Here is a 25,069-nt window from a genome sequence, read left to right on the forward strand (position 1 = left end):
CGCCGGTCACGAACTCCCCCCGGTCTTCGCGGGCGCGGCCCCCGGCGGATGCGCCGGGCCGCTAGCCGAGGACCGCGCGGGCGAGCAGCGGGGCCAGCCGTCGCGTGTAGGCCCCCGCGGGGTGGCCGCCGTCGGCGAACACCGGCGTCGTCCCGACGAATGACGGGCAGCGCCCGGCCGGGTCGCAGAACCACGGCGACACGTCCACGTAGCCGGCCGTCAGCCGCTCCCCGGAGAAGCCCTCCACGGCCTCGCGCTCGGCGCGGACCAGGTCGTCGTAGCCCGGCTGCGGGGAGCTGACGCAGTCGCGCGGGGTGTTGAACCGGGTCGCGCACTCCTGCAGGTCCGCGCCCTCCGGTGGCGGCCCGAGGACGACGACCCGGTCGGTCGCCGCGTCCAGGCCGGTCAGCATGTCCGCGTACCCGGCCCGCCACTCGGCCAGCGCCGCGTCCCCGGTGGCGCCGGACTCCAGCCGGCGCGCGGAGTTGCCGGCGGCGCTGACGACCACCAGGTCCGGCTGCAGCCGCTGGACCTGCTCCATCGCCCACTGCTGGTGCTCGGCGCAGGAGTCGGCGAACCCGGGGATGCCGGTCGCCGCGCGCACCCGCACCGGGACCTGCGGGCACTGCCCCGACGTCAGGCTCTGCACGGCCCAGCCGGCGTCCTCCAGCGCGCCGCGGATGCCCGGCATCCAGCTGATCGCGATCGAGTCGCCCAGGACGACGGCGGTGCGCCGTGCCTCCGGGTCGCCGTAGCGGCAGCGGGCGACGTCGGCGTCGTCGAGGACGTTGAGGCAGTCGTCCTCGATCCACTCCGGAGCCCACGCCCGGTCGCCCAGCTCGTCGAGACTCGGCTGCAGCTGCGGCCACGCGTCGGCGGCGAGGGCCTCGGTGATCTCGGAGTCCAGGTCGGGGCCGGCCGGGGCCGGGGCCGCGGCCGGCGTCCCGGCGTCGGCGGTGCGCTCCCACGGCCAGCCGGCCCCGGTGGCCTGGCCGGCCACCAGCACCGCGGCCAGCGCGGAGGCGGCCGCCACCGCCACCCACCGGTTGGCCCGCCGGCGGCGCGGGGACGGCGGCGCGCCCGGCCGCAGCCAGTCCGAGCGGCGGACGGGCTGCTCCACGAGGTGGTAGGAGGCGACCGAGGCCGCGGCGGTGAGGGCGAGGGAGACCAGCACGTAGGGCACCCCGGACGGCATCAGCGCGCCGAGGACCACGACCACCGGGAAGTGCCACAGGTACAGCGAGTACGACAGCGCCCCCAGGTACCGCGCGGACGTGCCGCACAGCGGGCGCAGGCGGGAGTCCCCGCCGGTGCCGGCGGCGATCACGGCGGCGGTGGCCAGCACCGGCAGCAGCGCGCCGGGCGCCGGGAACGTCGCCCCCCGGTCCAGCAGCAGGGCCGCGGCCGCGATCCCGGCCACGCCGGCCCAGCCGAGGGCCGGCCGCAGCGCGGCGGGGATGCGCCCGGCCAGCGGCGCGGCGATCGCCAGCAGCGCCCCCAGGCCCAGCTCCCAGGCGCGGGAGGACGTGGAGAAGTAGGCCCAGGTCGGCGCGGTGACCGTCTCGTGCAGCGCCCAGGCCAGGCCCGCGGCCACCAGCACGGCCATCACGGCGAACGGGCCGCGGCGCCGCTTCCGCCGGTGCCGCCGCTGCCAGCCGGCCAGGGCCAGGACGACGGCCAGCAACGCCGGCCACACGAGGTAGAACTGCTCCTCCACCCCCAGCGACCAGAAGTGCTGCAGCGGGGAGACCGGCCCGTCGGCGTGCAGGTAGTCGGTGCCGTTGACGGCGAAGCGCCAGTTGCCGGCGAACAGCAGCGACCACAGGGCGTCGTCCTGGGTCTCGCGCGCGCGGCTGCCGAAGAACACGACGTTCGCGGCGATCGTGGTGACCGCGAGGACCAGCACCGACGCCGGCAGGATGCGCCGCACCCGCCGGCGGTAGAAGTCCGCGAAGGAGATCCGGCGGTGCCGCTGGTGCTCGCGCAGCAGCAGCCCGGTGATCAGGAAACCGGAGATCACGAAGAAGACGTCGACCCCGACGAACCCGCCGTGCGGCCAGCCGAGCAGGTGGTCGCCGATGACCAGCAGCACGGCGATCGCGCGCAGCCCTTCGATGTCGCCGCGCACGTGCGAGGACCCGTCCGGCGGCAGGTCCGGCAGGTCCGCGGTCCGTGGCTGCGGACCGCCGGCCGGAGGGGACGCGGCGGTGCGTGTCGCCATCGGCGCGGGGACCCCCGTGGTGTCGTGTGTCGCCGGAACGCGGTCGCCCTCGCACGATACGCACGGAGAGCGACCGGCACCGTCGCCCCGGAGGGTGACCGGGCGGCCTCGGGCCCGGCCCGCGACCTCAGCGGGTGACGGTGGAGGCGTGCTCCTGCTGCCGCGCGGCCAACCGCTCCCGCTGGGGGACGACGGTGTACTTCGGGTCCCGCGCGCTGGCCATGCCGGCCTCGTAGACGCCGAACCGGGTGAGCGCCGACCCGGCGGCCAGCAGCGCGCCCGCGACGACCGCCGCGGCCCGCCGCCGCCCGGCGAGCACCGTGACCGCGGCGCCGGCGGCCGTGCACGCCCTGGCCGCGCGGAGCAGCCGGCCGGCCCGGCCCTCGTGGTAGGGCTCGCTGACGATGCCGTGGTCGGACTCGACCCGGTGCATCACCGCCAGCTCGACCGCCGCCCCGGCCACCGCCAGCCGGCGCGCGGGCGCGGCCTCGGCCACCGGCGACAGCGCCATCGTGATGCCGCCGCCGGCCGCCATCCCCGACGCCCCGAACACGTAGGGCAGCTGGGTGCCGGCCGCGTGCCAGGAGGGGACGGCGGTGTTGGCCAGCAGGACGCCGGTGTAGGTGGCCAGCGGCCCGGCGAACACGGCCGACCCGACGGCGGCCAGGCGGCGCAGCCCCGGCCACCGGCCGAGCAGGTGCAGCCCCGCGGTCGCGACGGCCAGCCCGCTGAACGGCGACAGGATGTACGTGCCCACCGACAGCGGCGACGTCGGCTTGAACACCCGCAGCATGTGCAGGAAGCGCGCGGGGCGGCCCAGGTCGACGACGAGCAGGCCCACGGACGCCAGCGCCCCGCCGCCGGCGAACAGGTGCGCCGACCGGGTCAGCACCGGGCGGCCGGTGAACTCCCCCAGCGCGCCCAGCACCGCCGCGGAGCCCGCCGCGCCGCCGGCGAAGAGGTACAGCGGCACCTCGGGGCTCTTCCACACGGGCGGCTTGATGATCGGCCGGCCGTAGTAGGAGGTGAACTCGACGTCGTCCACCATCGGCTGCTCGCCGCGGCCGCCCCGCCGTCCCCCCGTGCGACGGCGCCTCGTGCCCCGGTCCGCCGCCGGCGGGCCGTCGCCCCGGCGCCAGCCCCCGCCCGGGGTCGCGATCCCCTCGGTCACCGGACCCCCTCCGCCGGCACCGCGCGCGCGGGGGCCCTCACCGGGGCCGCCGCGAGCTCAGCACGGCACCGACCGCCGTCCCGACGATCATCAGCGCCGCCTTCCCCGCGGCCCGCCACATCGCCGGCAGGTCCCGGGTGGTGACCACCGGGTCCGGCGGCAGGCCGTAGACCTCCGGCTCGTCGAGCAGCAGGAAGAACGCGCCGTTGCCGCCGACGCCGTCGCCCTCGTCGCGGCCGTACAGCCGGGCGGTCTCCACGCCCTGGGCCTGCAGCGTGGCCAGCCGGGCGTCGGCGCGCGCCTGCAGCTCGTCGAGGTCGCCGAACTGGATCGACTGGGTGGGGCACGCGGTGGCGCAGGCCGGCATCAGCCCGTCGGTGAGCCGGTCGTAGCACATCGTGCACTTGAAGACCCGGCCGTCGTCCTCCCGCCGGTCGATCACCCCGTACGGGCAGGCGGGCACGCAGTAGCCGCAGCCGTTGCAGATGTCGCCCTGGACGACGACGGTGCCGAACTCGGTGCGGAACAGCGCCCCGGTCGGGCAGACGTCCAGGCAGCCGGCGTGCGTGCAGTGCTTGCAGACGTCGGAGCTCATCAGCCACCGCACCTGCATGTCGCCGCCGCTCTGCCCGGTCTGCGGGTCGAACTCGCTGAGCGCCTCGGCGTTGAGCACGCTGGCCTGGGCGTGCGCCTGCGCGTCGGGGTGGTCGAGCGCCGCCGGCGCGGGTCCGGTGCCGCGCCGGTCGTCGCCGGGCCGCCCGACGGTGGGCATCGGCAGGTCGACGGTGCGCACCTGCTCGACGAACGCCACGTGCCGCCAGCTGTTGGCGCCCAGCTGTCCGGTGTTGTCGTACGACATCCCGGACAGGCCCATGGCGTCGCGGGTGCCGTGCGCGTCGTCCATCGGGAGCGTGTTCCACTCCTTGCAGGCGACCTCGCAGGCCTTGCAGCCGATGCAGACCGAGGTGTCGGTGAAGAACCCGACGCGGGCCGGGTGCCCCTCGTCGTAGCCAGCCTCGGCGGCGACGTCGGGCAGCGGCCCGAACAGCCGGTTGTGCGGGTCACGGCCGGTGAACGCCGGGCTCGCCGAGCTGATCGAGGTCATGCCCGCTCCTCCGTCATGAGCCGGTCTCCCCGGCACCGGTCGAGGACTCCACCGGGGCGCGGCCGTTGACGCCGACCCGCCCGGACCCCACCCCGGCCCTGCGCCGGTAGGCCTCCACGAACTCGATCAGCTCGAACCCGCGCGGGCGCCGGCCCGGGACGATGTCGGCGGTGCTGACCTTGTCCTCCTGGATGTGGGTGTTCGCGTCCAGCGCGATGCCCAGCAGGTCGTTGGCCGAGTCGCCGGTGGACAGGCCGCTGTAGGCCCAGTGGTAGGGCATGCCGATCTGGTGCACGACCTGCCCGCCGCGCAGCCGGATCGGCCGGATCCGCTCGGTGACCAGCACCTTCGCCTCGATCGCCGTCCGGGTGCTGACCAGCGTGGCGTAGTCGCCGTGGGTGAGCCCGCGCAGCGCCGCGAGCTCCGGGGACACCTCGACGAAGAACTCCGGCTGCAGCTCGGCCAGGTAGGGCAGCGTGCGGCTCATCCCGCCGGCGGTGTGGTGCTCGGTGAGCCGGTAGGTGGTCACCTGGAACGGGAAGACCTCGCTCATCGAGGGGTTCTCCCGGTTCCACGGGCCCTCGATCCGCTCCACCGTCGGGCTGGCCTGCTGCTCGTAGAAGGCGTTCTCGACGACGGACTCCACCGGCTCGTAGTGCGTCGGCAGCGGCCCGTCGACCAGCCCGGCCGGCGCGAACAGCCACGCCTTGCCGTCGCCCTGCATCACGAACGGGTCGTTGCCGGCCAGCGCGTCCTGCGCCTTGGCCCCCTCCGGCGGCACGTGGTCCGGACGCTTGGTCTTCTCGAAGTCCGGGACGTCCGCGCCGGTCCACTCCCCGGCCGCCTCGTCCCAGTACACGTACTTCTTCCGCTCGCTCCACGGCCTGCCGTCGGGGTCGGCCGAGGCGCGGTTGTACAGCAGCCGGCGGTTGAGCGGCCACGCCCAGCCCCACTCCGACGCCACCGCGCCCTGCTCGGTGCGGGGCTTGCGCCGGGCCGCCTGGTTCACGCCGTCGGCGTAGACGCCGGTGTAGATCCAGCAGCCGCCGGTGGTCGACCCGTCGTCGGCCATGTCCAGGTAGGTCGACAGCGGTGCGCCGTCGGGCCCGGTGCCGTTGATCTCGCGCAGCACCGCCTCGGCGTCGGGGTCCTGGATCTCCCCGTGCAGTGGGTAGTCCCAGGTCATGTGCAGCAGCGCCTGGTCCCGCGGGTCGGGAGAGCCCGCCAGCCGCTCCCGCAGGATCCGGCCCAGGTGGTAGTAGAACCACAGGTCGCTGCGGGCGTCGCCCGGCGGCTCGACCGCCTTCTCCCGCCACTGCAGCATCCGCTGGGTCTGGGTGAAGGTGCCCTCCTTCTCCACGTGCGAGGCGGCGGGCAGGAAGAAGACCTCGGTGCCGATCGTCTCCGGCGCGAGCTCCCCGGTCTCGACCTCCGGCGCCTCCTGCCAGAACGTCGCCGACTCGATCAGCTGCAGGTCGCGGACGACCAGCCAGTCGAGGTTGGCCAGGCCGAAGCGGTTCATCCGCCCGTTGGGGTGCCCGACCGTGGGGTTCTCCCCGACGAGGAAGTAGCCGGAGACCTTCCCCTCGATCATGTCGGCGATCGTCCGGTAGGAGCTGTGGTCGCCGTTGATCTTCGGGATCCAGTCGAACCGGAAGTCGTTCTCCGGCTGCGCGGCGTCGCCGAACCACGCCTTGAGCAGGCTGACGGTGTAGACGCGCTTGTTGCCCCAGAACCCGGCCTTGCCGGCCGCGTCGGCGCAGTAGTCGTCCAGCGTCTGGTGCTGCACCGCGTGCGGCATCGGCAGGTAGCCGGGCAGCAGGTTGAACAGCGTGGGGACGTCCGTGGAGCCCTGGATGCTCGCGTGCCCGCGCAACGCCATGATCCCGCCGCCGGGCCGGCCGATGTTGCCCAGCAGGGTCTGCAGGATCGACGCGGTGCGGATGTACTGCGCGCCGACGCTGTGCTGCGTCCAGCCCACCGAGTAGACCCACGCCGTCGTCCGGTCGCGGTTGCTGTTGTCGGTCACCCAGCGCGCGACCTGCTCGAACACCGCCGGCTCGATGCCGCACACCTCGGCGACCATCTCCGGGGTGTAGCGGGCGAAGTGCCGCCGCAGGACCTGGAACACCGTGCGCGGGTGCTGCAGGGTCTCGTCGCGCCGCGGCTTGGCCGGGATCGGCGGCCCGCCGCTGCCGGCCGCCTGCGCGCGGTCGGCCTTGCGGACGTCGGGGTGCTCGTCGGAGGCGTCCTGCGCGGCGGCGCCGGCCGGGTCGTCGGAGCCCGAGTGCGGCGGCTCCTCCGGCTCGTACTGCCAGCTGGTCTCGTCGTAGTGGCCGGTCTCCGGGTCGAAGCCGGAGAACAGCCCGCCGAGGTCCTCGGTGTCGACGAAGTCCTCGCTCACCAGCGCCGCGGCGTTGGTGTAGGCGACGACGTACTCGCGGAACCAGAGGTCGTTCTCCAGCACGTACCGGATCAGCCCGCCCAGGAAGGCGATGTCGGTGCCCACCCGCAGCGGCACGTGCAGGTCGGCGACGGCGCTGGTCCGGGTGAACCGCGGGTCGATGTGCACGATCTTCGCGCCCCGGGCCTTGGCCTCCATCACCCACTGGAAACCCACCGGGTGGCACTCGGCCATGTTCGAACCCTCGATGACGATGCAGTCGGAGTTCGCCAGGTCCTCCAGGGAGTTCGTGGCACCGCCACGACCGAACGAGGCACCCAGACCGGGCACCGTGGAGGAGTGCTATATGCGCGCCTGGTTCTCGATCTGGATCGCGCCCAGGGCGCTGTAGAGCTTCTTCATGAGGTAGTTCTCCTCGTTGTCGAGGGTCGCTCCTCCGAGGCTCGCCAGTCCCATGGTCCGGTTGACGCGCTTGCCTCCGTCGGTGTCCTGCCAGCCCTTGCGCCGGGCGTCCAGCACGCGGTCGGCGATCATCTCCATCGCCGTGTCGAGGTCGAGGTCCTCCCACTCCGTCCCGTACGGACGGCGGTAGCGGACCTCCGTCACCCGCGTCGGGCTGGTCACCAGCTGCTTGCTGGCGCTGCCCTTGGGGCACAGCCGCCCGCGGTTCACCGGCGAGTCCGGGTCGCCCTCGATCTGCGTGATCGCCCCGTCCTGCACGTACACCTTCTGCGCGCAGCCGACCGCGCAGTACGGGCAGACGCTCCGGGCGACCCTGTTGGCGGTCGCGGTACGGCTGACCACCGCCTCCGTGGCCCTGCTGCGCGCGGCCGTCCCCCGGCCCAGGGGGTCGGAGCCGGTGAGCTGCCGGAACACCGGCCAGGCGTCGAGCCAGGTCTTCACCCGCCCGATGCTGCCACCGCCGGGGCGATCCGGCTGGTCGAGCGCCACGCCGCGCCGTCCCGTGCCGGACCGCGGTCTGCCCGGTTCACTCGACGCGGATCGTGTAGCGGCCCTGCGGCGGGGTGGGGGCGTCCGGGTCGTGCCGGACCAGCAGGAGCGCGGTGCTGCCGTCGGGCTCGTCCCCGTACTCGTCGACGAACTCCGCGTCGCCCCGGCCGTGGCTCGTCAGGTGCCCGTACCCGCCGCCCGTGCTGTAGGTGCGGAACTCGATGTCGGTGGCGTCGTCCGGCGTCACGGACACCGAGGCGACGTAGCCCGCCGGCACGAACACGCGGTGCACGGCCACCTGACCCGGGGCCAGGGTGCCGGTGACGCTCGGCTGCCCGTCGACGGACGGGCGGGGCGTCGGCGTCTCCCCCGGCTCGAGGTGCTCCTCGGTGCGCAGCTCGTAGGTCGCCGTCGCGTCGGAGGTGTTGCACACCCGGTAGCTGAACCCGTCCGTGCCCTTCGTCGAGACCACCTCGTGCCCGTCGGCGTCGGTGCGCTGCGGCAGCCCGGGGTCGTCGTCGTACAGGTAGCCCTGCCCGTGGGTGAGCCGCTCGAGGTCCCCACCGAGGACGACGGCCAGCTCGTCCACGCCGCCGGTGTACAGCCAGTGGTTGGCGCAGTCGCCGACGACGAGCTCCTCGGAGGTCGCGCCGCCGAGCGGCACGTCCTCGCCGCCGAGCAGCTGCAGCGACACCAGCACCTCGGCGCCGGGCTCCCCGTGGACGACGATCCGCGCCTCGTCGTCGGGCAGGCTGTAGGCCCCCTCCTCCACGCCGGCCTCGAGGTCACCGTGCTCGCCGAGGGTGGCCGTGGCGCCCACGGCGTACGCCAGGTAGGCCGTGTTCTCCTCGGCCTCGAAGGTCAGGACCCCCAGCCCCAGCCCGTCCAGCTGCACCTCGGTGAGCGACTCGACCGCCACGTGCGGCGGCTCCTCCGGCAGGGACGGCGCTCCCGATCCGCACCCGGCGAGTCCCGCCGCCGCGAGCACCCCCGCGCACACCGCCGCCGTCCGCCAGCCCGCCACGCCGTCCCCCTCGCCCTCGCCGTCCGCTGCCCCGGTCCCACCGTCCTCGCGAGGCGGAGGGCGCACCCTCGGTCATCGGGGCGCCGGGGGGCAAGGGGTCCCGGCGCGGTGGACCGCGCACCCGGAGGTACCGGCACGGGCACGTCCGCGGCTACGGTGCGTACGTGGCAGTGGTGCGGACGGCGCGGATCGCGCTCGCCCTGTACCTCGTCGGTGTAGCCGTCGTCACTCTGGGCGAGCGGCCCGCGGGTCTGTTCCGCGCCGGTCTGCGCGGGGTGCGCTCACTCACCGGCGGTCTGCTGTCGGTCGGGGACATCGAGGCGGTCGCGAACGTGGCGATGTTCGTGCCGCTCGCCTTCCTGCTCTGCCGGTCGCTGCCCGGGGTGCGGCGGGTCGCGGTCTGGGCGCTGTGCGTCGGCCTCTCCACCGCCGTGGAGCTGTACCAGTGGATCGGCCCGAGCCGCGACGCGACGCCGCGGGACGTCCTCACCAACGCCCTGGGCGCGGCGATCGGCGTGGGGCTGGACGTCGTCCTGTCGCGGCTGCTGGCCCGCCGCGCCCGCGCCGCGGCGCCGGGCGGGCGTCCGGCCGGTCGCTGAACCAGGGGAAACCCCGATGGTCCTGTCGGGGGCGCGGAGGACACTGGGCCGCGTGGACGACCCGGCGCTGCACTTCCTGGGCCACTCGACGGTGCGCGTCGAGCTGGCCGGCCGGGTGGTCCTCACCGACCCGGTGCTCACCCGCCGGGTCGGCCTGCTGCGTCGCCTGGCGCCGCTGCCCGACCCGGCCACCTGGTCCGGCGTCGACCTCGTGCTGCTCAGCCACCAGCACGGCGACCACCTGCACCTGCGCTCCCTGCGGCTGCTCGGCCCCCGGGTGCGCATCGTCGTGCCGCGCGGCGCCGGGGCGTGGCTGCGCTCCCGCGGGTTCGCCCGGGTCGACGAGCTGGCGCCCGGTGAGTCGCTGACCGACGGCGAGCTGCGCGTCACCGCCGTCGAGGCCGAGCACAGCGCGCACCGCTGGGGCCCGCGCCTGACCCACGGGCCCGACGCCCCCGCCGTCGGGCACCTGCTGGAGGGCGCCGGCCGCACCGTCTACGCCAGCGGCGACACCGACCTGTTCCCCGGCATGCACGCCCTCGGCGAGCGCGGGGTGGACGTCGCCCTGCTGCCGGTGTGGGGCTGGGGCCCGACGCTCGGCCCCGGGCACCTGGACCCGCTGCGGGCGGCCGAGGCGGTGGCCCGGGTGCGGCCGCGGGTCGCCGTCCCGGTGCACTGGGGCACGCTCGCCCTCCCCGGCAGCACCGTCGTCCCCCCGGTGCGCGGCCGGATGCGGCGGCTGCTCGCCGAGCCGCCGCACGCGTTCGCGGCGGCGGTCGCCGCCCGCGGGCTGGACGCGCGCGTGGCCGTCACCGCGCCGGCGTCACCGGTGCTGCTGCCCGCGGCGGACGCGGCATGAGTGCGCTCGCGGCGGGCTGGACCGACGGCTCGTCGCTGGGGTACCCCGTCGTGTTCGGCGGCGTGCTGCTCGGCTCGGTCGTGCCCGTGGTGCCCACCGGTGCCGTGGTCGGGGCGGCCGCCGCGTTCGCGACGACCGCCGAGGGCCTCGACCTCGCCCTCGTGCTCGTGGTGGCCACCCTCGGCGCCTGGACCGGCGACGTGATCACCTTCGCCGTCTGCCGGTCCGGCGGTCCCGCCGCGGTGCGCTGGGTGGCGCGCGGCCAGCACGCCGACCGGATCGAGGAGGTCCGCGAGCAGTTCCGGCGGCACGGCTGGCAGATCATCGTGATCGGGCGGCTGCTGCCGGCCGGGCGCATCCCCGTGCTGCTGGCCGCCGGCGCGCTCGCCTACCCGTGGCGGCGGCTGCTGCCCGCCGCGCTGCTGGCCTCGGCGCTGTGGGCGGTGGCGTACGCACTGCTCGGCGTGGTCAGCGGCGGCGTCTTCGACTCCCCCCTGCTGGCCACGCTGCTGGCCACGCTGCTCGTCCTGCTCGTGGGCGCGGTGCTCAACCTGGCCGGCGCGGCCCGGCGCCGCGCCGCGCGCCGCGCACCCGCGCGGCCCGGGCCGGTCGGCGCGCCGAGCGTCGCCGGGCCCGGGGCGCCGGGGGTCGCGGGGCCCGCCGCGCCGGCCGCGCCGTGCGGGCCCGCCCCCGACCGCACCGGGCCGGCATGACCCGGTCCGCCGAGCACGGCCGGGTCCTGCAGCGGGGCCGCACCCCCGCCCGCGTGCTGGTCACCTGGCTGCTGGCCACCGTCGCCCTGCGGGTGCTCGACGGCTGGCTGGCCGGCCTCGACCTGGGCTCCTGGTGGCAGCCGCCGCTGATGGCGCTGCTGCTGGGCCTGCTCACCGCGGTGGTCTGGCCGCTGGTCATGCGGGTGGCGCTGCCGCTGGCCTTCCTGACGCTGGGGCTGGGCAGCTTCCTGCTGCTGGGGCTTGCGGTGCTCGGGCTGTCCTTCCTCGTCCCCGGGGTCGTGGTCGCGGACGTGCGCACCGGCGTGGTCGTCGCGGTGACCATGGCCGCCGTCTCCGGGCTGGTCAGCGGCCTGCTCGCACTCGACGAGGACGAGCTGTTCTTCCGCCGCGCCCGCCGGCGCGCGCGCCGGGCCGGAGCCGCCGCCGACCAGCCGCCGGGCGTGGTGTTCCTGCAGATCGACGCCCTGGCGCACGAGACCGCCCGCCGCGCGGTCCGCGACGGGTCGATGCCCAACGTCGCGGCCCTGCTGCGCCGGGGCAGCCACGCGATGACCTCCTGGCACACCGACTGGAGCTCGCAGACCGGGGCCGAGGTCAGCGGCATCCTGTTCGGCAGCAACCACGACGTGTTCGGCTTCCGCTGGTACGAGAAGGACCGCGGCCGGCTGGTCCGCGTCGCCCATCCCGAGGACGCCGCGATGGTGGAGGCCCGGCTCTCCGACGGGCGCGGGCTGCTCGCCGGCGACGGCGCCGGCCGCGGCAACCTGTTCACCGGCGACGCCCCGCACGTCAGCCTCACCATGAGCTCGCTGGCGCACGTGGTGCCCCCCGGCAGCCGCCGCGCCCGGCAGCGGGAGCGGGTCGGCTCCGGCTACTACGCCTACTTCGCCGACCCGGTGAACGCGCTGCGCACGCTGGCGGTGTCGGCCGTCGACATCGGCCGCGAGCTGGTCGCCGCCGCCCGCGAGCGCCGCGACGACGTCCGGCCGCGGGTCTCCCGGGGCGGGCTGTGGCCGCTCATCCGGCCGGGGACGACGGTGATCAGCCGCGACGTCGTCGTCTTCGCGCTGCTGGAGGACATGCTGGCCGGCCGCCCCGTCGCCTACGCCGACTTCCTGGGCTACGACGAGGCCGGGCACCACGCCGGGCTGGAGCGCGCCGACACGCTGGCCGTGCTGCGCACCGTCGACCAGCAGATCGGCCGGCTGCACCGCGCCGCCGCGCTCGCCCCCCGGCGCTACCACCTGGTGTGCCTGTCCGACCACGGGCTCACCCAGGGCGAGGCGTTCGAGAGCCGCTTCGGCGAGACCGTCGAGGCGCTGGTCGGGCGGCTGTGCGGCGCCGACCCCGACCCGCGGACGGTGTGCAGCGGCCCGCGCAGCAGCCGGGGCGCCGCCGACGGCGGGTGGCAGCTCGGCGCGGTGCTCGGCGAGGGCACCGGCCCGGTCGCCCGCCGGCTGCACGCCCGGGTGCAGGACGGCGCGGACGCGCACCACCGCCGGGTGCGGTCGGAGCGGCAGGCCGCCGTGCCGCGCGTGGCCCCCGGGGTGGTCGTCACCGTCTCCGGGCACACCGCGTCGATCTCCCTCGCCGACCTGCCCGGACGGGTGCCGCGGGAGGAGGTCGAGCGGCGCTGGCCGGCGCTGCTGCCCGGGCTGGCCGACCACCCGGGCATCGGGTTCGTGCTGGTGCACTCGGCCGAGCACGGGCCCGTGGTGCTGGGCCGCGGGGGGTCGCACCGGCTGGCCACCGGCGAGGTCACCGGCGCCGACCCGCTCGCCCCCTACGGCGAGCACGCACCCGCGCTCGTCGCCCGCGTCTCGGGGTTCCCGCACTGCCCCGACGTCGTCGTCAACAGCGCCTGGGACCCGGTCACCGACGAGGCCTCGCCCTTCGAGCCGCACGTCGGCTCCCACGGCGGGCTGGGCGGCCCGCAGCAGCGCGGCTTCCTGGTGTACCCGCGGGAGTTCGCCGACCCCGGCGAGGTGGTGGGCGCCGAGCACCTGCACCGGGTGTTCCGCGGCTGGCTGACCGACCTCGGCCACCCGGAGCCGACCGGCGAGGGCGCCGCCGTCGGCCCGGACAGCCGCACCGCGCGGGCGCGGGGCGCGACCCCGGTGACCACTCCGTGAACAACCGCCGAGCACCCTGGCGGCCCGGCTCCGGGGACGCCGACAGTGGGCGCATGAGACCCGACGCGCGCGCCTGGTTCGAGCAGCGGACGACGTCGGCCGCCTCCCTGGCCGAGATCGACGCCGCGGCGCTGCTGCGGGCCAAGCGCCGCGGCGGGCACCGGGTCAGCGTCGTCCTCCCCGCCCGCGACGAGGAGGCCACCGTGGGCCGGCTCGTCGCCGACATCGCCGAGCACTGGATGCGCCGGGTGCCGCTGGTCGACGAGCTGCTCGTCGTCGACTCCGACTCCACCGACGGCACCGCCGCGGCCGCCCGCGCCGCCGGCGCCGACGTCGTCGCCACCGCCGACGTCCTGCCCGGGCACGGCACGCGCCCCGGCAAGGGCGAGGCGCTGTGGAAGTCGCTGGCCGCCACCACCGGTGACCTGGTCGTCTTCCACGACTCCGACCTGCTCGGCGACGTCACCCACTACGTGCCCGCGCTGCTCGGGCCGCTGCTCACCGACCCCGCCGTCGGCTTCGTCAAGGGGTGCTACACCCGCCCGCTGAGCGTCGACGGCGTGACCAGCCCGGCGGGCGGCGGCCGGGTGACCGAGCTGACCGCGCGGCCGCTGCTCAACGCCTGGTGGCCCGAGCTCGCCGGCGTCGTCCAGCCGCTGGCCGGCGAGTACGCCGGCCGCCGGGAGGTGCTCGAGCGGGTGCCGTTCTCCGCCGGCTACGGCGTGGAGGTCGGGCTGCTGCTGGACGTCCTCGCGCTGGTCGGGCTCGGCGGCCTCGCGCAGGTCGACCTCGGCGAGCGGCGGCACACCTCGCAGCCGCAGGACGCGCTGAGCCGGATGGCCGGGCAGGTCGTCTCCGCCGTGCTGGCCCGGGCCGGCACCACGCGCGGCGCCAGCGGCCTGCTCACCCGGTTCGCCCGCGACGCGCAGGGCTTCGTGCCCGTCACCAGTGACGTCAGCGTCGACGCCCGGCCGCCGATGGCGACGCTCGCCGAGTACCGCGCCCGGCAGGCCGCCTCGGGGTAGCGGCTCACGCCAGCGGGGTCTCCTGCAGGTTGGCCGCGAGGTCGCCGGGGGTGTCGAAGATCGCCACGGCGCCGGCGTCGTTCAGCTCGTCGTCCCCGAAGCCGCCCGAGCGCACCACCAGCGCGGGCATGCCGGCGTGGTCGGCGGCCTTGACGTCCCACACCGAGTCGCCGACCAGCACGCTGGGGGCGTCCTCGGGCGCGCCGAGCGTACGCAGCGCGACCTGCAGCAGCTCCGGGGCGGGCTTGGTCCGCTCGACGTCGTCGCTGGTCGTCCACGCGTCGGCGACGTCGCGCGCACCGAGCAGGTCCAGCGCGAGGTCCACGTGGTGCGGCTTGCCGGAGCTGGCCAGCACCACCCGGTGTCCGCGCTCCTTCAGCGCCAGGAGCAGGTCGCGCGCGCCGGGGAGGACGGCGACCTCCGCCATCAGCGGGTCGGCCTCCTCGACCCAGCGCTCCCGGGCCTTCTCCCCGATCCGCTCCTCCAGCTCGTCCCCGCCGATCGCCGCGACCAGCTGGTCCCCGCCCATGCCGATCAGCCGGTGGATCCGCCAGATGGGGAAGGTCTCACCGAGCGAGCGGAACGCCCGGTACCAGGCCAGCGCGTGCTGGTAGTTGGTGTCGACCAGGGTGCCGTCGACGTCGAGGACGGCGATCGCGGACGAGGACATGGGCCCAGCACTGCCCACGTCCCCACCCCCGCAACCGCCGAGGCATGGGAAGCGATCCCCACGTCATGGCGCCGGCGACGTGGGGATGGCTTCCCATGCCTCGACACGGGCGAGCGGACGACGAGCGGCGGGGCCTCAGCCGTGGACGAGCAGGCCGCGCACCGTCTCGCCGGCCGCCTGGTCGCGGTAGCCCTGGGTGAGCTCGTCCAGCCCGTAGCGGCGGGTGACCAGCCGGTCGAGCTCCAGCCGGCCCTCCTCGTGCAGGCGCAGCAGCCGCGGGATGTCGACGAAGGGGTTGCAGTTGCCGAACAGCGTCCCCTGCACCCGCTGCTGGAACGCCGTCGTCACCTGGCCGTTGAGCGTCACCATGCCGTCGGCGGGACGGTCGGCGAGCGCGGTGAGCACGAGCGTGCCGCCCTTGCCGACGCACCGGGCCGCGCCCGCGTGGATCTCGGCGGACATCTTCCCGACGGTGACGACGACGACGTCGGCGCCCGTGCCGCGGGACAGCTCGCGGGCCAGCGACGCGGCCTCCCCGGCGTCGGCGACGGTGTGCGTGGCGCCGACGGTCTCGGCGAAGGAGCGCTTCATCTCGACCGGGTCGACGCCGATGACGTGCAGTGCGCCGGCGTGCGCGGCGCCCTGCACGGCGTTCACGCCGACCCCGCCGAGGCCGACGACGACGACGGTGTCGCCGGGACGCACGCCGCCGGCGTACACCGACGAGCCCCAGCCGGTCGGCACGCTGCAGGCCAGCAGCGCCGCGGTGTCCAGCGGCACGTGCGGGTCGATGCGCACGCAGGAGAACTCGTGCAGCACGGTGTGCCGGGCGAAGGCCCCGATCATGCAGAAGCCGCCCAGCTCGCTGCCGTCGTCGAGCCGGAACGGGAAGGTGCCGGTGGGCAGCTGACCGGTGGCGATCGTGGCGCCGGCGTCGCAGATGCTCGACCGCCCGGTGGCGCAGAAGCGGCAGTGCCCGCAGGCGGGCAGGAAGCTGGTGACGACGTGGTCGCCGGGGGCCACCTTGGTGACGCCGGGGCCGACCGCGCGGACGACGCCGGCGCCCTCGTGGCCGCCGACGATCGGGTACCGGCCGCCGGGGTTGGCGTGCCGCATGTGCTCGTCGGAGTGGCACAGGCCGGCGTAGGCCATCTCGACGAGGACCTCGCCCGGCCCCGGGTCGACGACCTCCAGGTCGACGACCTGGTACTCGGTCCCGGGCTCGAACAGCACCGCTCCTGTGGTCCTCACCGGGGTACCGGCTCCTCTCGATCCGTGGCGCGGCACCGGATGCCACACCGGCGACCAGCTTCCCCGAGGCCCGGCGCCGGGCGGTCACCGGGTCCGCCGGGAGCCGCCCACCCGGCGGGGACGGCCGCGCGCACCGGGCGGGACCCACCGCGCGGGAGGACGATCGGGGTCGTGTCCGCACCCGAGCGCAGCACGCCCCCGGCCCCTCCCGCCGTCGACCACGAGCCGGCCGCCTGCCCCGGCTGCGGCGCGGTGCTCGCCCCCGTCCCGGGCGGGTCCGGGCCGGCGGGGGCGGCCGCGGCCTGCCGCCGGCTGTTCGAGCAGGCCACGCACGAGGTGCGGCAGCGCGCGGCCACCGACCCGCGCGCCGCCGACACCGCCCGGCTGGCCGACACCGTCTACGCCGCCCAGCACCCCGACCCGGACGACCCGGGCGGCGTGCACGCGGCGCTCGACACGCTCGTGCGGCGCCTGGGTGACGACCCCAACCCCGATCCGGCACCGCAGCGGCCGCGGGCGTGGCAGATGACCGCCGCCGACCTCGACACCGCCGGCCTGGACGTCGCCGGCGTGGAGGCGCTCGTGGACGCCTGGGGGCGGACCGTGGCCGAGGACTGGAGCCGCGCCACCCGCGGGTGAACCCGATCCGGTGACACACCGTTGATACCGTGGCGGCGATGAGTGAGGGAACCGACCGGCGAGCGCGCAAGAAGGCCGCCACCCGGGCACTCGTGCTCTCGACCGCCCAGCGGCTGTTCGACGAGCGCGGCTTCGACGCGGTGACGGTCGCCGACGTCGCGGCCACCGCCGACGTCGCCGTCCAGACGGTGTTCAACCACTTCCCGACCAAGGAAGAGCTCTTCTTCGCCGACCGCACCCCCTGGGTGGACGCGCCGGCCGAGGCCGTGCGCCTGCGCGACCCGGCCGTCTCCCCCACCGACGCGCTGCGCCGGGCGATGGTCGCGTCCGTCGGCGCCTACCTGGAGGGGCTGGCCGACCCCGGGCACCGGGCGATGGTCGCGGCCGTCTCGGCGACGCCGGCGCTGCGCACGCGCGAGCGGGAGCTCGGCGAGCTGTCCCGCCGCCGGCTGCAGGCCGCCCTCGCCGAGGCGTGGGCCGACCTGCTGGACCGCGACCCGGACGAGCTGCGCCGGGCCGCCGCGCTGGTCGCCGCCACCTGGATCGCGACGGTGCGCACCGTGGCCGACGAGTTCCGCGAGCCGATCCCGGCGGCCGAGCAGGTGCCCGACCGGGCCCGCGAGGCCGTCGAGCTCACCGACCGGGTCCTCTCCGCGCTGCAGTCCACGCTGGACGGCGTCGGGACGCTGGCCCGCCGGTGAGCGCGGGGGGACCGGCGAGCCGACCCGGCCGGCCGCCCGGTCAGCGCAGCACGACCTCCCGGTCCTGGGTCTCGACCAGCGGCACCAGCACGTCGCCCACCAGCCGCTCGAGCCGCTCGGTCGGGATCGCGCCGTCCCCGCCGCCGGTGAACCGCTGCCACAGGAACGCCTCGAGCACCGAGCGCAGCAGCGCCAGCCGGGCCTCGGGCACGGCCTCGCCGCGGGCGGCGGCGCGCTCCCCGATGACGGCGACGGCCGCGGCGAGCGGGCGGACCAGGGCGGCGTCCAGGCCGGCGCGCAGCTCCTCGTCGTGGCGGGCCGCGCCCACCAGGCTGGCCACCGCGCACTCCTCGCGGGTGAGCGGCCGGCGCCACCGGTCGACCAGCGAGGCGACGTCACCCTGCAGCGAGCCGGTGTCCGCGGGCCGGTCCACCACCTGGAAGCGGCTCACCGCGTGCCGGGCCAGCGCGGACATGGTCGGCCAGCGCCGGTAGATGCCGGCCTTGCCGGCATGGGCGCGGGCGGCGACGCGGTCGCTGTTGAGCCGGCCCCAGCCCTCCTCGGCGAGGATGTCGACCGCCACCGAGAGCAACTGCTCGGACAGCTCGGCGCTGAGGGGTCTGCCGGGCGTCCCGCTCACACCGCGCTCCCGTCCGTGGTCGTGCGCACCGCGACATCCTGTCGGTTGCCCGGACCGGCCACAAGCACGTGAGACGGCCAGGACCGGAACGCGTATGTGTCGGTCGTCACGCCCCGGCGGCGCTCTGGACCTCCACGCGTAGCAGTCCCCCGGCCGAGCCGTCGTCCAGGGAGGCGGCCAGCTCCGCCCAGCGGCGGTCCCGGTCGCCGTCCCCCGGCCCGGCCGCGGCCCGCACCGCCGCCGCGTCCAGCAGGGCGGATCCACCGTCGGCCAGCCGGCCCAGCCCCGCGGCGCGCAGGACCTCGTCGGCCTCGGCGTCGGTGACCTGCCCGAGGGCGAGCACCAGCCGGCTCAGGTCCTCGACGTCCACCACGCGGACCTCCGGGCGCTCCTCGGCGCCACCCACCACCTCGACGATCACGGCGACCTCCTCCATGTGTCAGTGCGTAGCTCCGTGTGCCCCGCCGGCTCCCCTGCAGGGGCTCGCCGCGAGCTCGCGAGCGGTGGGGGGCACGGGGGTCCTACACGTGCCAGGGGAACGGCGAGAAGTCGGGGTCGCGCTTCTCCAGGAACGCGTCCCGGCCCTCGACGGCCTCCTCGGCCATGTAGGCCAGCCGGGTGGTCTCCCCGGCGAACAACTGCTGACCGACCAGACCGTCGTCGATCAGGTTGAACGAGTACTTGAGCATCCGCTGGGCGGTGGGGCTCTTGGCGACGATGCGCCGCCCCCAGTCCAGCGCGGTCGCCTCGAGCTCGGCGTGCGGCACGACCCGGTTGACCATGCCCATGGCGTGGGCGTCGGCGGCGCTGTACTCGTCGCCGAGGAAGAAGACCTCGCGGGCGAACTTCTGCCCCACCTGCCGGGCCAGGTAGGCCGAGCCGAAGCCGCCGTCGAAGCTGCCGACGTCGGCGTCGGTCTGCTTGAACCGGGCGTGCTCGGCGCTGGCCAGGGTCAGGTCGCTGACGACGTGCAGGCTGTGCCCGCCGCCGGCCGCCCACCCGGGGACGACGCAGACGACGACCTTCGGCATGAAGCGGATCAGCCGCTGCGCCTCCAGCACGTGCAACCGGCCGCTGGACCCGGCGGCGTGCTCGTAGCCGTACCGGCCGCGGACCCGCTGGTCCCCGCCCGAGCAGAACGCCCAGCCGCCGTCCTTGGGGCTGGGGCCGTTGCCGGTGAGCAGGACGCAGCCGACGTCGGTGGACAGCCGGGCGTGCTCGAGGACGGCGATGAGCTCGTCGACCGTCTGCGGCCGGAACGCGTTGCGCACCTCGGGCCGGTCGAAGGCGATGCGGACGACGCCGGCGTCCACGGCGCGGTGGTAGGTGATGTCGGTCAGGTCGAAGCCCTCGACCGGGCGCCACGCGGCCGCGTCGAAGATCTCCGAGACGTCGTCGCGAGCGCTCATGTCCCGCACGGTAGTGCCGGCGCCGGACCGCGGGCCGGCCGGTCCGGGCTCACCCGCCGAGCAGGCTGCCGACGCCGCCGGTCACCCCGCCGACGACCGAGCCGGCCCCGCCGGTCACGCCACCGAGCACCTCGCCGGCCCCCTGGGTGAGCCCACCGACCGGATCGCCACCGGTCACGCCACCGACCACCTCACCGGCGCCCTGCGTCACGCCGCCGACGACGGAGCCCACCCCGCCGGTCACACCACCGACCACCTCGCCGGCGCTCTCCGTCACGCCGCCGACCGTCTGCTCGACGACGGAGGGCACGTCCGGCGGGGCGGGCGCCGGGGGCCGCGGCGCCGACGGGGTGCCCGCGCCGCCACCGGGAGCCGGGCCGCCACCGGGAGCCGGGCCCGATCCCGCGCCGGGCAGGGACGGCGCCGGCGCGGCGCCTCCGGGCGCGGGGACCCCGGGCGCGGCCGCTCCGGGCGCGGGGACGACGGGCAGGGGGACCCCGGGCGCGGCGGCACCCGGGACCGGGACCCCCGCGCCACCACCGGCCGCGACCCCGCCGGCCGGCGCCCCGGCGGCCGGCACCCCGCCGGGCGCGGCGGCGAGGGGCAGCCCGGCGAGGGAGCCCTGCCCGCGGGCGCCAGCCACCCCGATGCCCGACACGTGCGCCGGCGTCAATCCGCTGCTGCTCGTGGTGAACGGCCACTCCTCCAGCCCGGGCGCGCCGAACTCCGGGGAGAGGCGGCCGAACTGCCCGGGGCCGGTGACGTCGACGCCGCCGCCGGGGTCGCCGGCCGCGGGGGCCCCCGCCGCGGTCGGGCCCGAGGTCAGGGCCAGCACCGGGGCCGCCACCAGCCCGGCGACCGCCGCCGTCATCAGCACCCGCCAGGTGCGGCGCTCGGTCGCGTGGGCGGCGTCGGCGGCCGCCGCGTGCCGGCTGCCGCGCCGGGCCGGACGGGACCGCGGGCTGTGGCGCCGGACGGCTCCGGGCGCGAGGGCGGACGAGGTCACGGGAGCCGCCCTACCCGGCAGTGACCGTGTCACACCTCACCGTCACGGGATGGCCGGCGCGTAGCGTCCGCCGGGTGACCGCCCCGGTGCTGCGCGTCGGCACCCTCAACCTCGCCTCCGGTCGCGGGCCGGCCGGCGCGGTCCTGCCGGCGGAACGGCTCGCCGCGGCGCTGGCCGGTCTCGACGTCGACGTCCTCGCCGTCCAGGAGACCGACGCCGGGCAGCCGCGGTCGGGCCGGGACGACCAGCCCGCGGTCGTGGCCGCGGCGCTCGGCGCGGCGCACTGGCGGGCGGCGGCCACCCTGGCGGGCACCCCCGGCCCGGTGCGCACCTGGACCGCGGAGGCACCGCCGGTGCCGCGCGGTCCGGGCCAGCCGGTGCCCGGGCCGCGGTACGGCATCGCGCTGGTCAGCCGCTGCCCGGTGCACGCCTGGTCGGTGCTGCCGCTGGGCGGCGGGCGGGCCCGGCTGCCCGTGCGCGCCCCCGACCCGCGGACCGGCCGGCCGCGCTGGTGGTGGGTGCCCGACGAGCCCCGCGTCGCGCTGGCCGCCCACCTGCCGGGCCTGACCGTCGTCGGCACGCACCTGTCCTTCGCGCCGCCGACGGCGGTGCGCCAGCTGCGGGCGCTGCGCCGCTGGGCGGCCACGCTGCCCGGGCCGGTCGTGGTCGCCGGCGACCTCAACCTGCCCGGGGGCCTGCCGGCGCGGCTGCTCGGCGGGGTCGCGCTCGTGCGAGCGCACACCTTCCCGGGCCCGGCCCCGCGCGTGCAGCTGGACCACCTCGTCGGGCTGGGCGTGGCCGCGGCCGGCCCGGGCACGGCGGCCGCGCTGGCCGTCGGCGACCACCGGGCCCTCGTCGCCCCGGTGCGCGGCGGGGACCCCGGGTAGGGCGCGCCCCCTCAGAGCAGCGGCAGCAGGCGCGGCAGCGAGGCGGCCAGCCCGGGGTGCAGCGGCACCCGGTCCAGGCCGCTCAGCGGGATCCAGCCGACGGCGGTGCTCTCCCCGTCCAGGCGCAGGGCCGCGGGCTCGATCGGGCGGGCCGGCGTCGCCAGGACGGTGGTGTAGGCCCAGCCGCCGTGGTCGTCGACCGAGCGGATGCCGAGGACGACGTCGTCCCCGGTCAGGCCGAGCTCCTCGCGCACCTCGCGCAGGGCGCCGTGCTCGGGCTCCTCGTCGCGGTGCAGCGCTCCGCCGGGGGTCCCCCAGGTGCCGCCGTGGTGGGACCACTCGGCGCGGTGCTGCAGCAGCAGCTCGGGGCCGTCGCCGCCGGCGCGGTGCACCAGCAGTCCCGCCGCGCCGGCCCGCCCCCAGTGGCGGTGGCCCAGCGCGCAGGTCGTCCAGGCGTCGGTCGGGGAGAACACCACGTGCCCAGTGAACCCCAGACCCGCGCTGGCAGGATCGCCGCGGTGAGCACCGTGCAGCTGCGCCGCTACCGCATCGAGCCGGGGCGGATGGCCGAGTTCCTCGCCTGGTTCCCCACCGTGCTGCCCGTCCGCGAGCAGTACGGGTTCACCGTCCGGTTCGCCTACGCCGACCACGCGCTGGACACCTTCACCTGGGCGACCGCCCACGAGGGCGACGAGGCGGCGTTCACCGCGGCCGAGGCGGTCTACACCGCGTCCCCGGAGCGGGCGGCGGTGTTCGCGACGTTCCCGCGCTGCATCACCGAGCAGGTCAACGGCTTCGTCGACGACGTGCTGGCCCGCTGAGCATGCGGGTCGCGGTCTTCACCGGCTCGCAGAGCGGGCCGGAGTCCCACCGCGCGGCGGCGGCCGCGCTCGCCGGCGACCTGGCCCGCGCGGGGGTCGGCATCGTCTACGGCGGCGGGCACGTGGGGCTGATGGGCGTCGTCGCCGAGGCGGCGCTGGGCGCCGGCGGCGAGGTCGTCGGGGTGATCCCGCAGCACCTGGTGGACGACGAGCTCGCCCACCCCGGGCTGCCCCGGCTGGAGGTCGTCTCCTCCATGCACGAGCGCAAGGCGCGGATGGCCGAGCTCGCGGACGCGTTCGTCGCCCTGCCCGGGGCCGCGGGCACGCTCGAGGAGCTGTTCGAGGCGTGGACGTGGGGGATGCTCGGCCTGCACGCCAAGCCCACGGTGCTGGTCGACGTCGACGGGTTCTGGCAGCCCCTGCTGGCCCAGCTGCGCCGGATGGCCGACGACGGCTACCTCGACCGCCGCCGGCTCGACGCGCTCGGGGTGGTGACCGACGCCGCGGGGCTGCTGGCCTTCGTCGAGGGCTACGAGCACCCGCCGCGGAAGTGGACGCCGACCCCGCCCTGACCGCCCCGACCTGCCGTGACCCGCTCGCCGCGGGTGTGACGGCGCCGGCGAGCGCCTAGCGTCCGTGCGGTGGAGCGCTGGGACGTCGTCGTCGTGGGCGCCGGTCCCGCGGGCTCGGCGGCGGCCCTGGCGGCGCGCCGGGCCGGGGCCTCGGTGCTGCTGCTCGACCGCGCCGGGTTCCCGCGGGACAAGGTGTGCGGCGACGGCGTGGCCGCCGAGGCGCTCGACGTGCTGGCCGTGCTGGGCGCCGACCCGGCCGCGCTGGTCGCCGGGTACCCGGCCGTGCCGCGGCTGTCGCTGCGCGCGCCGCGCGGCGCCGTCGTGGAACGCGACACCGCCCGCCCCTCGCACGTCGTCCCGCGCGCGGTGCTCGACGCGCGGGTCCTGGACGCCGCCCGTGCCGCCGGCGCCGCCTTCCGCCGGCACCGGGTCCGCGCCCTGGAGGTCGACGGCGACGGGGTGGTGGTGGACGGCGTGCTGCGCGCCGGCGCGGTCGTCGGGGCCGACGGCGCGGAGTCCGTCGTCCGCCGGGCGCTCGGCGTCCCCCGCAACCGCGACGACCGCCTCGCCGTCGCCATCCGCGGCTACGCCGCCGAGCCGCCGCTGCGCCCGGGCACCCAGCTGCTGGTGACGACCGAGCAGCGCTGGCCGGCCTACGCCTGGTCGTTCCCGCTGGGGAACGGCCGGGCCAACGTCGGCTACGGCGAGCTGGTGTCCGGCGGCGCCGACCGGTCGGCGCTGGTCGCGGGGCTGCGGCGGCTGCTGCCCGGGGTCGAGCCGGACGGGTTGCGGGCGCACCGGCTGCCGCTGTCGACCGGCCGGCCGCGGCAGCCCGACGGCCGGGTGCTGCTGGCCGGCGACGCGGCGTCGCTGGTCAACCCGCTCACCGGCGAGGGCATCTTCTACGCGGTGCTGTCCGGGGCGCTGGCCGGCACGGCGGCGACCGCGGGGGCGCGGGCCGGGGCGCTGTACCGGCGGGCGCTGCGGGCGCGGCTGGGCGCGCACCTGCGGTCGACGGCGGCGGCGTCGCAGCTGTCCCGGTGGCCCCGGCTGATGGACGCCGCGGTCCGCGGGGCCGCCGCGGACGGGCGGGTCTTCGACGAGGTGGTGGCGCTCGGCCTGGCCGACGGCCGGCTGGGCTCTCGCACGCTGGCCGCGGCGGTGCGCCACCTGCGCTGAGCGCCGGCTCAGGAGGGCGCGACCTCGAGGCGGTCCCGGCCGGCCCGCTTGGCGCGGTAGAGGGCGTCGTCGGCCGCCGCGTACAGGCCGCGGGCACCGCCGGCCGAGCCCGGGGCGTGCGCGACGCCGACGCTGACCGACAGGGCGAGCAGGCCCCCGCCGGGCAGCGCGAGCGGGGTCGACCGGACCGCGTGCAGGAGCGCCTCGGCCCGGCGGACGGCGGTCTCCGGCGCGCAGCCGGGGAGCAGGACGGCCAGCTCGTCCCCGCCGAGGCGGCTGAGGACGGCGTCACCGGCGCGGACGTGCCGGCGCAGCAGCGCCGCGAGGTGCACGAGGGCGTCGTCGCCGACGGGGTGCCCGTGGCGGTCGTTGATCTGCTTGAACGAGTCGACGTCGACCAGGACCAGGGCGGTGCCCTCGTGGTGCGGCCGGGGCTCCAGGGCGCGCTCGAGGGCCGCCTCGAACACGCGCCGGTTGAGCAGCCCGGTGAGGGAGTCGACCGTGGCCTGCTCCTCGAGCCGGCGGACCAGCCGGTCCTGCACGGCGGCGGCCCGGTCGAGCATCGTCGCGGTGACCACGAGCACGGCACCGAAGAAGGCGACGTCGACGAGGGCCTCGGGCGCCGGCAACAGGTGCAGCAGACTGACGGTGTCGCCCACGACGGCCGCGCCGGTGACGACGGCGACCGCGCCCCGCCGCAGGTGCGTCGCGGCCCACAGCACCGGGAAGGCCAGGAAGGCCTGCGCCGCCGCCGACGGGTCGCGGGTGAGCACGTTCATGACGCAGACCAGCAGGGCCCCGGCGACCCCGATCAGCGGGAAGGCCCCGGCGCGGTCCAGCGTCTCCGGCTGGGCCAGCCGGGCCAACACGGCGACGGCCACGAGCACGGCCGCGCCCGCCCAGGAGGTCGCGCGCGAGGTCGCGTCCGCGGAGTGGGGTCCGAAGGCGGTGAAGACCACGAGGACCACCGCGCAGACGCACACGATCAGGACCGCGGATCGCGCGGTGCCCCGTGCGTCCCGGGCCCGGAAGGTGGTCGGCAACCTCACCCCCCTCCGATCGGCACCGC

General features: G+C 76.9%; 23 protein-coding genes and 1 pseudogene. 11 read left to right on the plus strand and 13 right to left on the minus strand.

The features are described from left to right. Positions 1-61 precede the first annotated feature (61 nt). The 5 genes and pseudogenes from ACI781_RS07000 to ACI781_RS07020 form a co-directional block, all read right to left on the minus strand. Positions 62-2,221 carry an acyltransferase family protein gene (locus tag ACI781_RS07000; RefSeq protein ID WP_456565356.1) on the minus strand — a complete coding sequence of 720 codons (2,160 nt, stop codon included), beginning with the start codon at positions 2,219-2,221 and terminating at the stop codon, positions 62-64. Between the two features lie 127 nt (positions 2,222-2,348). After that, entirely contained in the window at positions 2,349-3,269 is a 921-nt protein-coding gene (gene nrfD / locus ACI781_RS07005; protein ID WP_456565357.1) for an NrfD/PsrC family molybdoenzyme membrane anchor subunit, read from the minus strand. Positions 3,270-3,429: 160 nt separating this feature from the next. Next, positions 3,430-4,497 carry a 4Fe-4S dicluster domain-containing protein gene (locus ACI781_RS07010; protein WP_456565358.1) on the minus strand — a complete coding sequence of 356 codons (1,068 nt, stop codon included), beginning with the start codon at positions 4,495-4,497 and terminating at the stop codon, positions 3,430-3,432. 13 nt (positions 4,498-4,510) lie between these two features. Continuing rightward, positions 4,511-7,804: pseudogene (fdh, locus tag ACI781_RS07015) on the minus strand (formate dehydrogenase). A gap of 85 nt (positions 7,805-7,889) precedes the next feature. Then, positions 7,890-8,771 carry a hypothetical protein gene (locus tag ACI781_RS07020; protein WP_456565359.1) on the minus strand — a complete coding sequence of 294 codons (882 nt, stop codon included), beginning with the start codon at positions 8,769-8,771 and terminating at the stop codon, positions 7,890-7,892. Positions 8,772-9,040: 269 nt separating this feature from the next. On the opposite strand from ACI781_RS07020, the gene ACI781_RS07025 reads away from it, so the two are divergent. The 5 genes from ACI781_RS07025 to ACI781_RS07045 are packed head-to-tail and all read left to right on the plus strand — an operon-like array spanning position 9,041 to position 14,225. Beyond that, positions 9,041-9,475 carry a VanZ family protein gene (locus ACI781_RS07025; RefSeq protein WP_456565360.1) on the plus strand — a complete coding sequence of 145 codons (435 nt, stop codon included), beginning with the start codon at positions 9,041-9,043 and terminating at the stop codon, positions 9,473-9,475. A gap of 52 nt (positions 9,476-9,527) precedes the next feature. After that, a complete protein-coding gene (locus ACI781_RS07030; protein ID WP_456565361.1) occupies positions 9,528-10,334 on the plus strand; it encodes an MBL fold metallo-hydrolase in 807 nt (268 codons plus the stop codon). Beyond that, complete coding sequence (locus ACI781_RS07035) at positions 10,331-11,047, plus strand: DedA family protein (RefSeq protein ID WP_456565362.1); 717 nt, start codon at positions 10,331-10,333, stop codon at positions 11,045-11,047. The genes ACI781_RS07030 and ACI781_RS07035 overlap by 4 nt, the downstream gene beginning before the upstream one ends. Beyond that, positions 11,044-13,200: a phage holin family protein gene (locus ACI781_RS07040; RefSeq protein WP_456565363.1), complete on the plus strand. Its 2,157-nt coding sequence runs from the start codon at positions 11,044-11,046 to the stop codon at positions 13,198-13,200. Before ACI781_RS07035 ends, ACI781_RS07040 begins: the two co-directional genes overlap by 4 nt. Positions 13,201-13,253: 53 nt before the next feature. Further along, positions 13,254-14,225, plus strand: a complete 972-nt coding sequence (locus ACI781_RS07045) for a glucosyl-3-phosphoglycerate synthase (RefSeq protein WP_456565364.1) — start codon at positions 13,254-13,256, stop codon at positions 14,223-14,225. A 4-nt stretch (positions 14,226-14,229) separates the two neighbouring features. On the opposite strand, the gene ACI781_RS07050 is transcribed toward ACI781_RS07045, so the two are convergent. Beyond that, on the minus strand, positions 14,230-14,895 hold the full coding sequence (locus tag ACI781_RS07050) for an HAD family hydrolase (protein WP_456565365.1): 666 nt from the start codon (positions 14,893-14,895) through the stop codon (positions 14,230-14,232). A gap of 135 nt (positions 14,896-15,030) precedes the next feature. Beyond that, on the minus strand, positions 15,031-16,146 hold the full coding sequence (locus tag ACI781_RS07055) for an NDMA-dependent alcohol dehydrogenase (protein WP_456565366.1): 1,116 nt from the start codon (positions 16,144-16,146) through the stop codon (positions 15,031-15,033). A 171-nt stretch (positions 16,147-16,317) separates the two neighbouring features. Between ACI781_RS07055 and ACI781_RS07060 the strand changes: the two genes are divergently transcribed. After that, positions 16,318-16,785, plus strand: a complete 468-nt coding sequence (locus ACI781_RS07060) for a DUF5946 family protein (RefSeq protein WP_456565367.1) — start codon at positions 16,318-16,320, stop codon at positions 16,783-16,785. 38 nt (positions 16,786-16,823) lie between these two features. After that, positions 16,824-17,486 carry a TetR/AcrR family transcriptional regulator gene (locus ACI781_RS07065; RefSeq protein ID WP_456565368.1) on the plus strand — a complete coding sequence of 221 codons (663 nt, stop codon included), beginning with the start codon at positions 16,824-16,826 and terminating at the stop codon, positions 17,484-17,486. A 40-nt stretch (positions 17,487-17,526) separates the two neighbouring features. Here the strand turns inward: ACI781_RS07065 and ACI781_RS07070 are convergent, their stop codons facing one another. From ACI781_RS07070 to ACI781_RS07085, 4 genes are all read right to left on the minus strand, one after another. After that, a complete protein-coding gene (locus ACI781_RS07070) occupies positions 17,527-18,126 on the minus strand; it encodes a TetR-like C-terminal domain-containing protein (protein ID WP_456565369.1) in 600 nt (199 codons plus the stop codon). Positions 18,127-18,232: 106 nt separating this feature from the next. Then, a complete protein-coding gene (locus tag ACI781_RS07075; protein WP_456565370.1) occupies positions 18,233-18,562 on the minus strand; it encodes a hypothetical protein in 330 nt (109 codons plus the stop codon). Between the two features lie 85 nt (positions 18,563-18,647). After that, positions 18,648-19,535 carry a 1,4-dihydroxy-2-naphthoyl-CoA synthase gene (locus tag ACI781_RS07080; RefSeq protein ID WP_456565371.1) on the minus strand — a complete coding sequence of 296 codons (888 nt, stop codon included), beginning with the start codon at positions 19,533-19,535 and terminating at the stop codon, positions 18,648-18,650. 49 nt (positions 19,536-19,584) lie between these two features. Continuing rightward, positions 19,585-20,541, minus strand: coding sequence for a hypothetical protein (locus tag ACI781_RS07085; RefSeq protein WP_456565372.1), 957 nt, complete (start codon positions 20,539-20,541; stop codon positions 19,585-19,587). 74 nt (positions 20,542-20,615) lie between these two features. Here ACI781_RS07085 and ACI781_RS07090 point away from each other — a divergent pair, with 74 nt between their 5' ends. Beyond that, a complete protein-coding gene (locus tag ACI781_RS07090) occupies positions 20,616-21,428 on the plus strand; it encodes an endonuclease/exonuclease/phosphatase family protein (RefSeq protein ID WP_456565373.1) in 813 nt (270 codons plus the stop codon). 11 nt (positions 21,429-21,439) lie between these two features. Here the strand turns inward: ACI781_RS07090 and ACI781_RS07095 are convergent, their stop codons facing one another. Further along, entirely contained in the window at positions 21,440-21,904 is a 465-nt protein-coding gene (locus tag ACI781_RS07095) for an NUDIX domain-containing protein (RefSeq protein WP_456565374.1), read from the minus strand. Between the two features lie 42 nt (positions 21,905-21,946). Between ACI781_RS07095 and ACI781_RS07100 the strand changes: the two genes are divergently transcribed. From ACI781_RS07100 to ACI781_RS07110, 3 genes are all read left to right on the plus strand, one after another. Continuing rightward, on the plus strand, positions 21,947-22,249 hold the full coding sequence (locus ACI781_RS07100; protein WP_456565375.1) for a hypothetical protein: 303 nt from the start codon (positions 21,947-21,949) through the stop codon (positions 22,247-22,249). A 2-nt stretch (positions 22,250-22,251) separates the two neighbouring features. Further along, on the plus strand, positions 22,252-22,821 hold the full coding sequence (locus ACI781_RS07105; protein ID WP_456565376.1) for an LOG family protein: 570 nt from the start codon (positions 22,252-22,254) through the stop codon (positions 22,819-22,821). Positions 22,822-22,890: 69 nt separating this feature from the next. Then, positions 22,891-24,000 carry an NAD(P)/FAD-dependent oxidoreductase gene (locus tag ACI781_RS07110; RefSeq protein WP_456565377.1) on the plus strand — a complete coding sequence of 370 codons (1,110 nt, stop codon included), beginning with the start codon at positions 22,891-22,893 and terminating at the stop codon, positions 23,998-24,000. An 8-nt stretch (positions 24,001-24,008) separates the two neighbouring features. On the opposite strand, the gene ACI781_RS07115 is transcribed toward ACI781_RS07110, so the two are convergent. Continuing rightward, a complete protein-coding gene (locus ACI781_RS07115) occupies positions 24,009-25,049 on the minus strand; it encodes a GGDEF domain-containing protein (protein WP_456565378.1) in 1,041 nt (346 codons plus the stop codon). Positions 25,050-25,069: the final 20 nt, after the last annotated feature.

This window comes from Blastococcus sp. SYSU D00695, assembly GCF_054050555.1.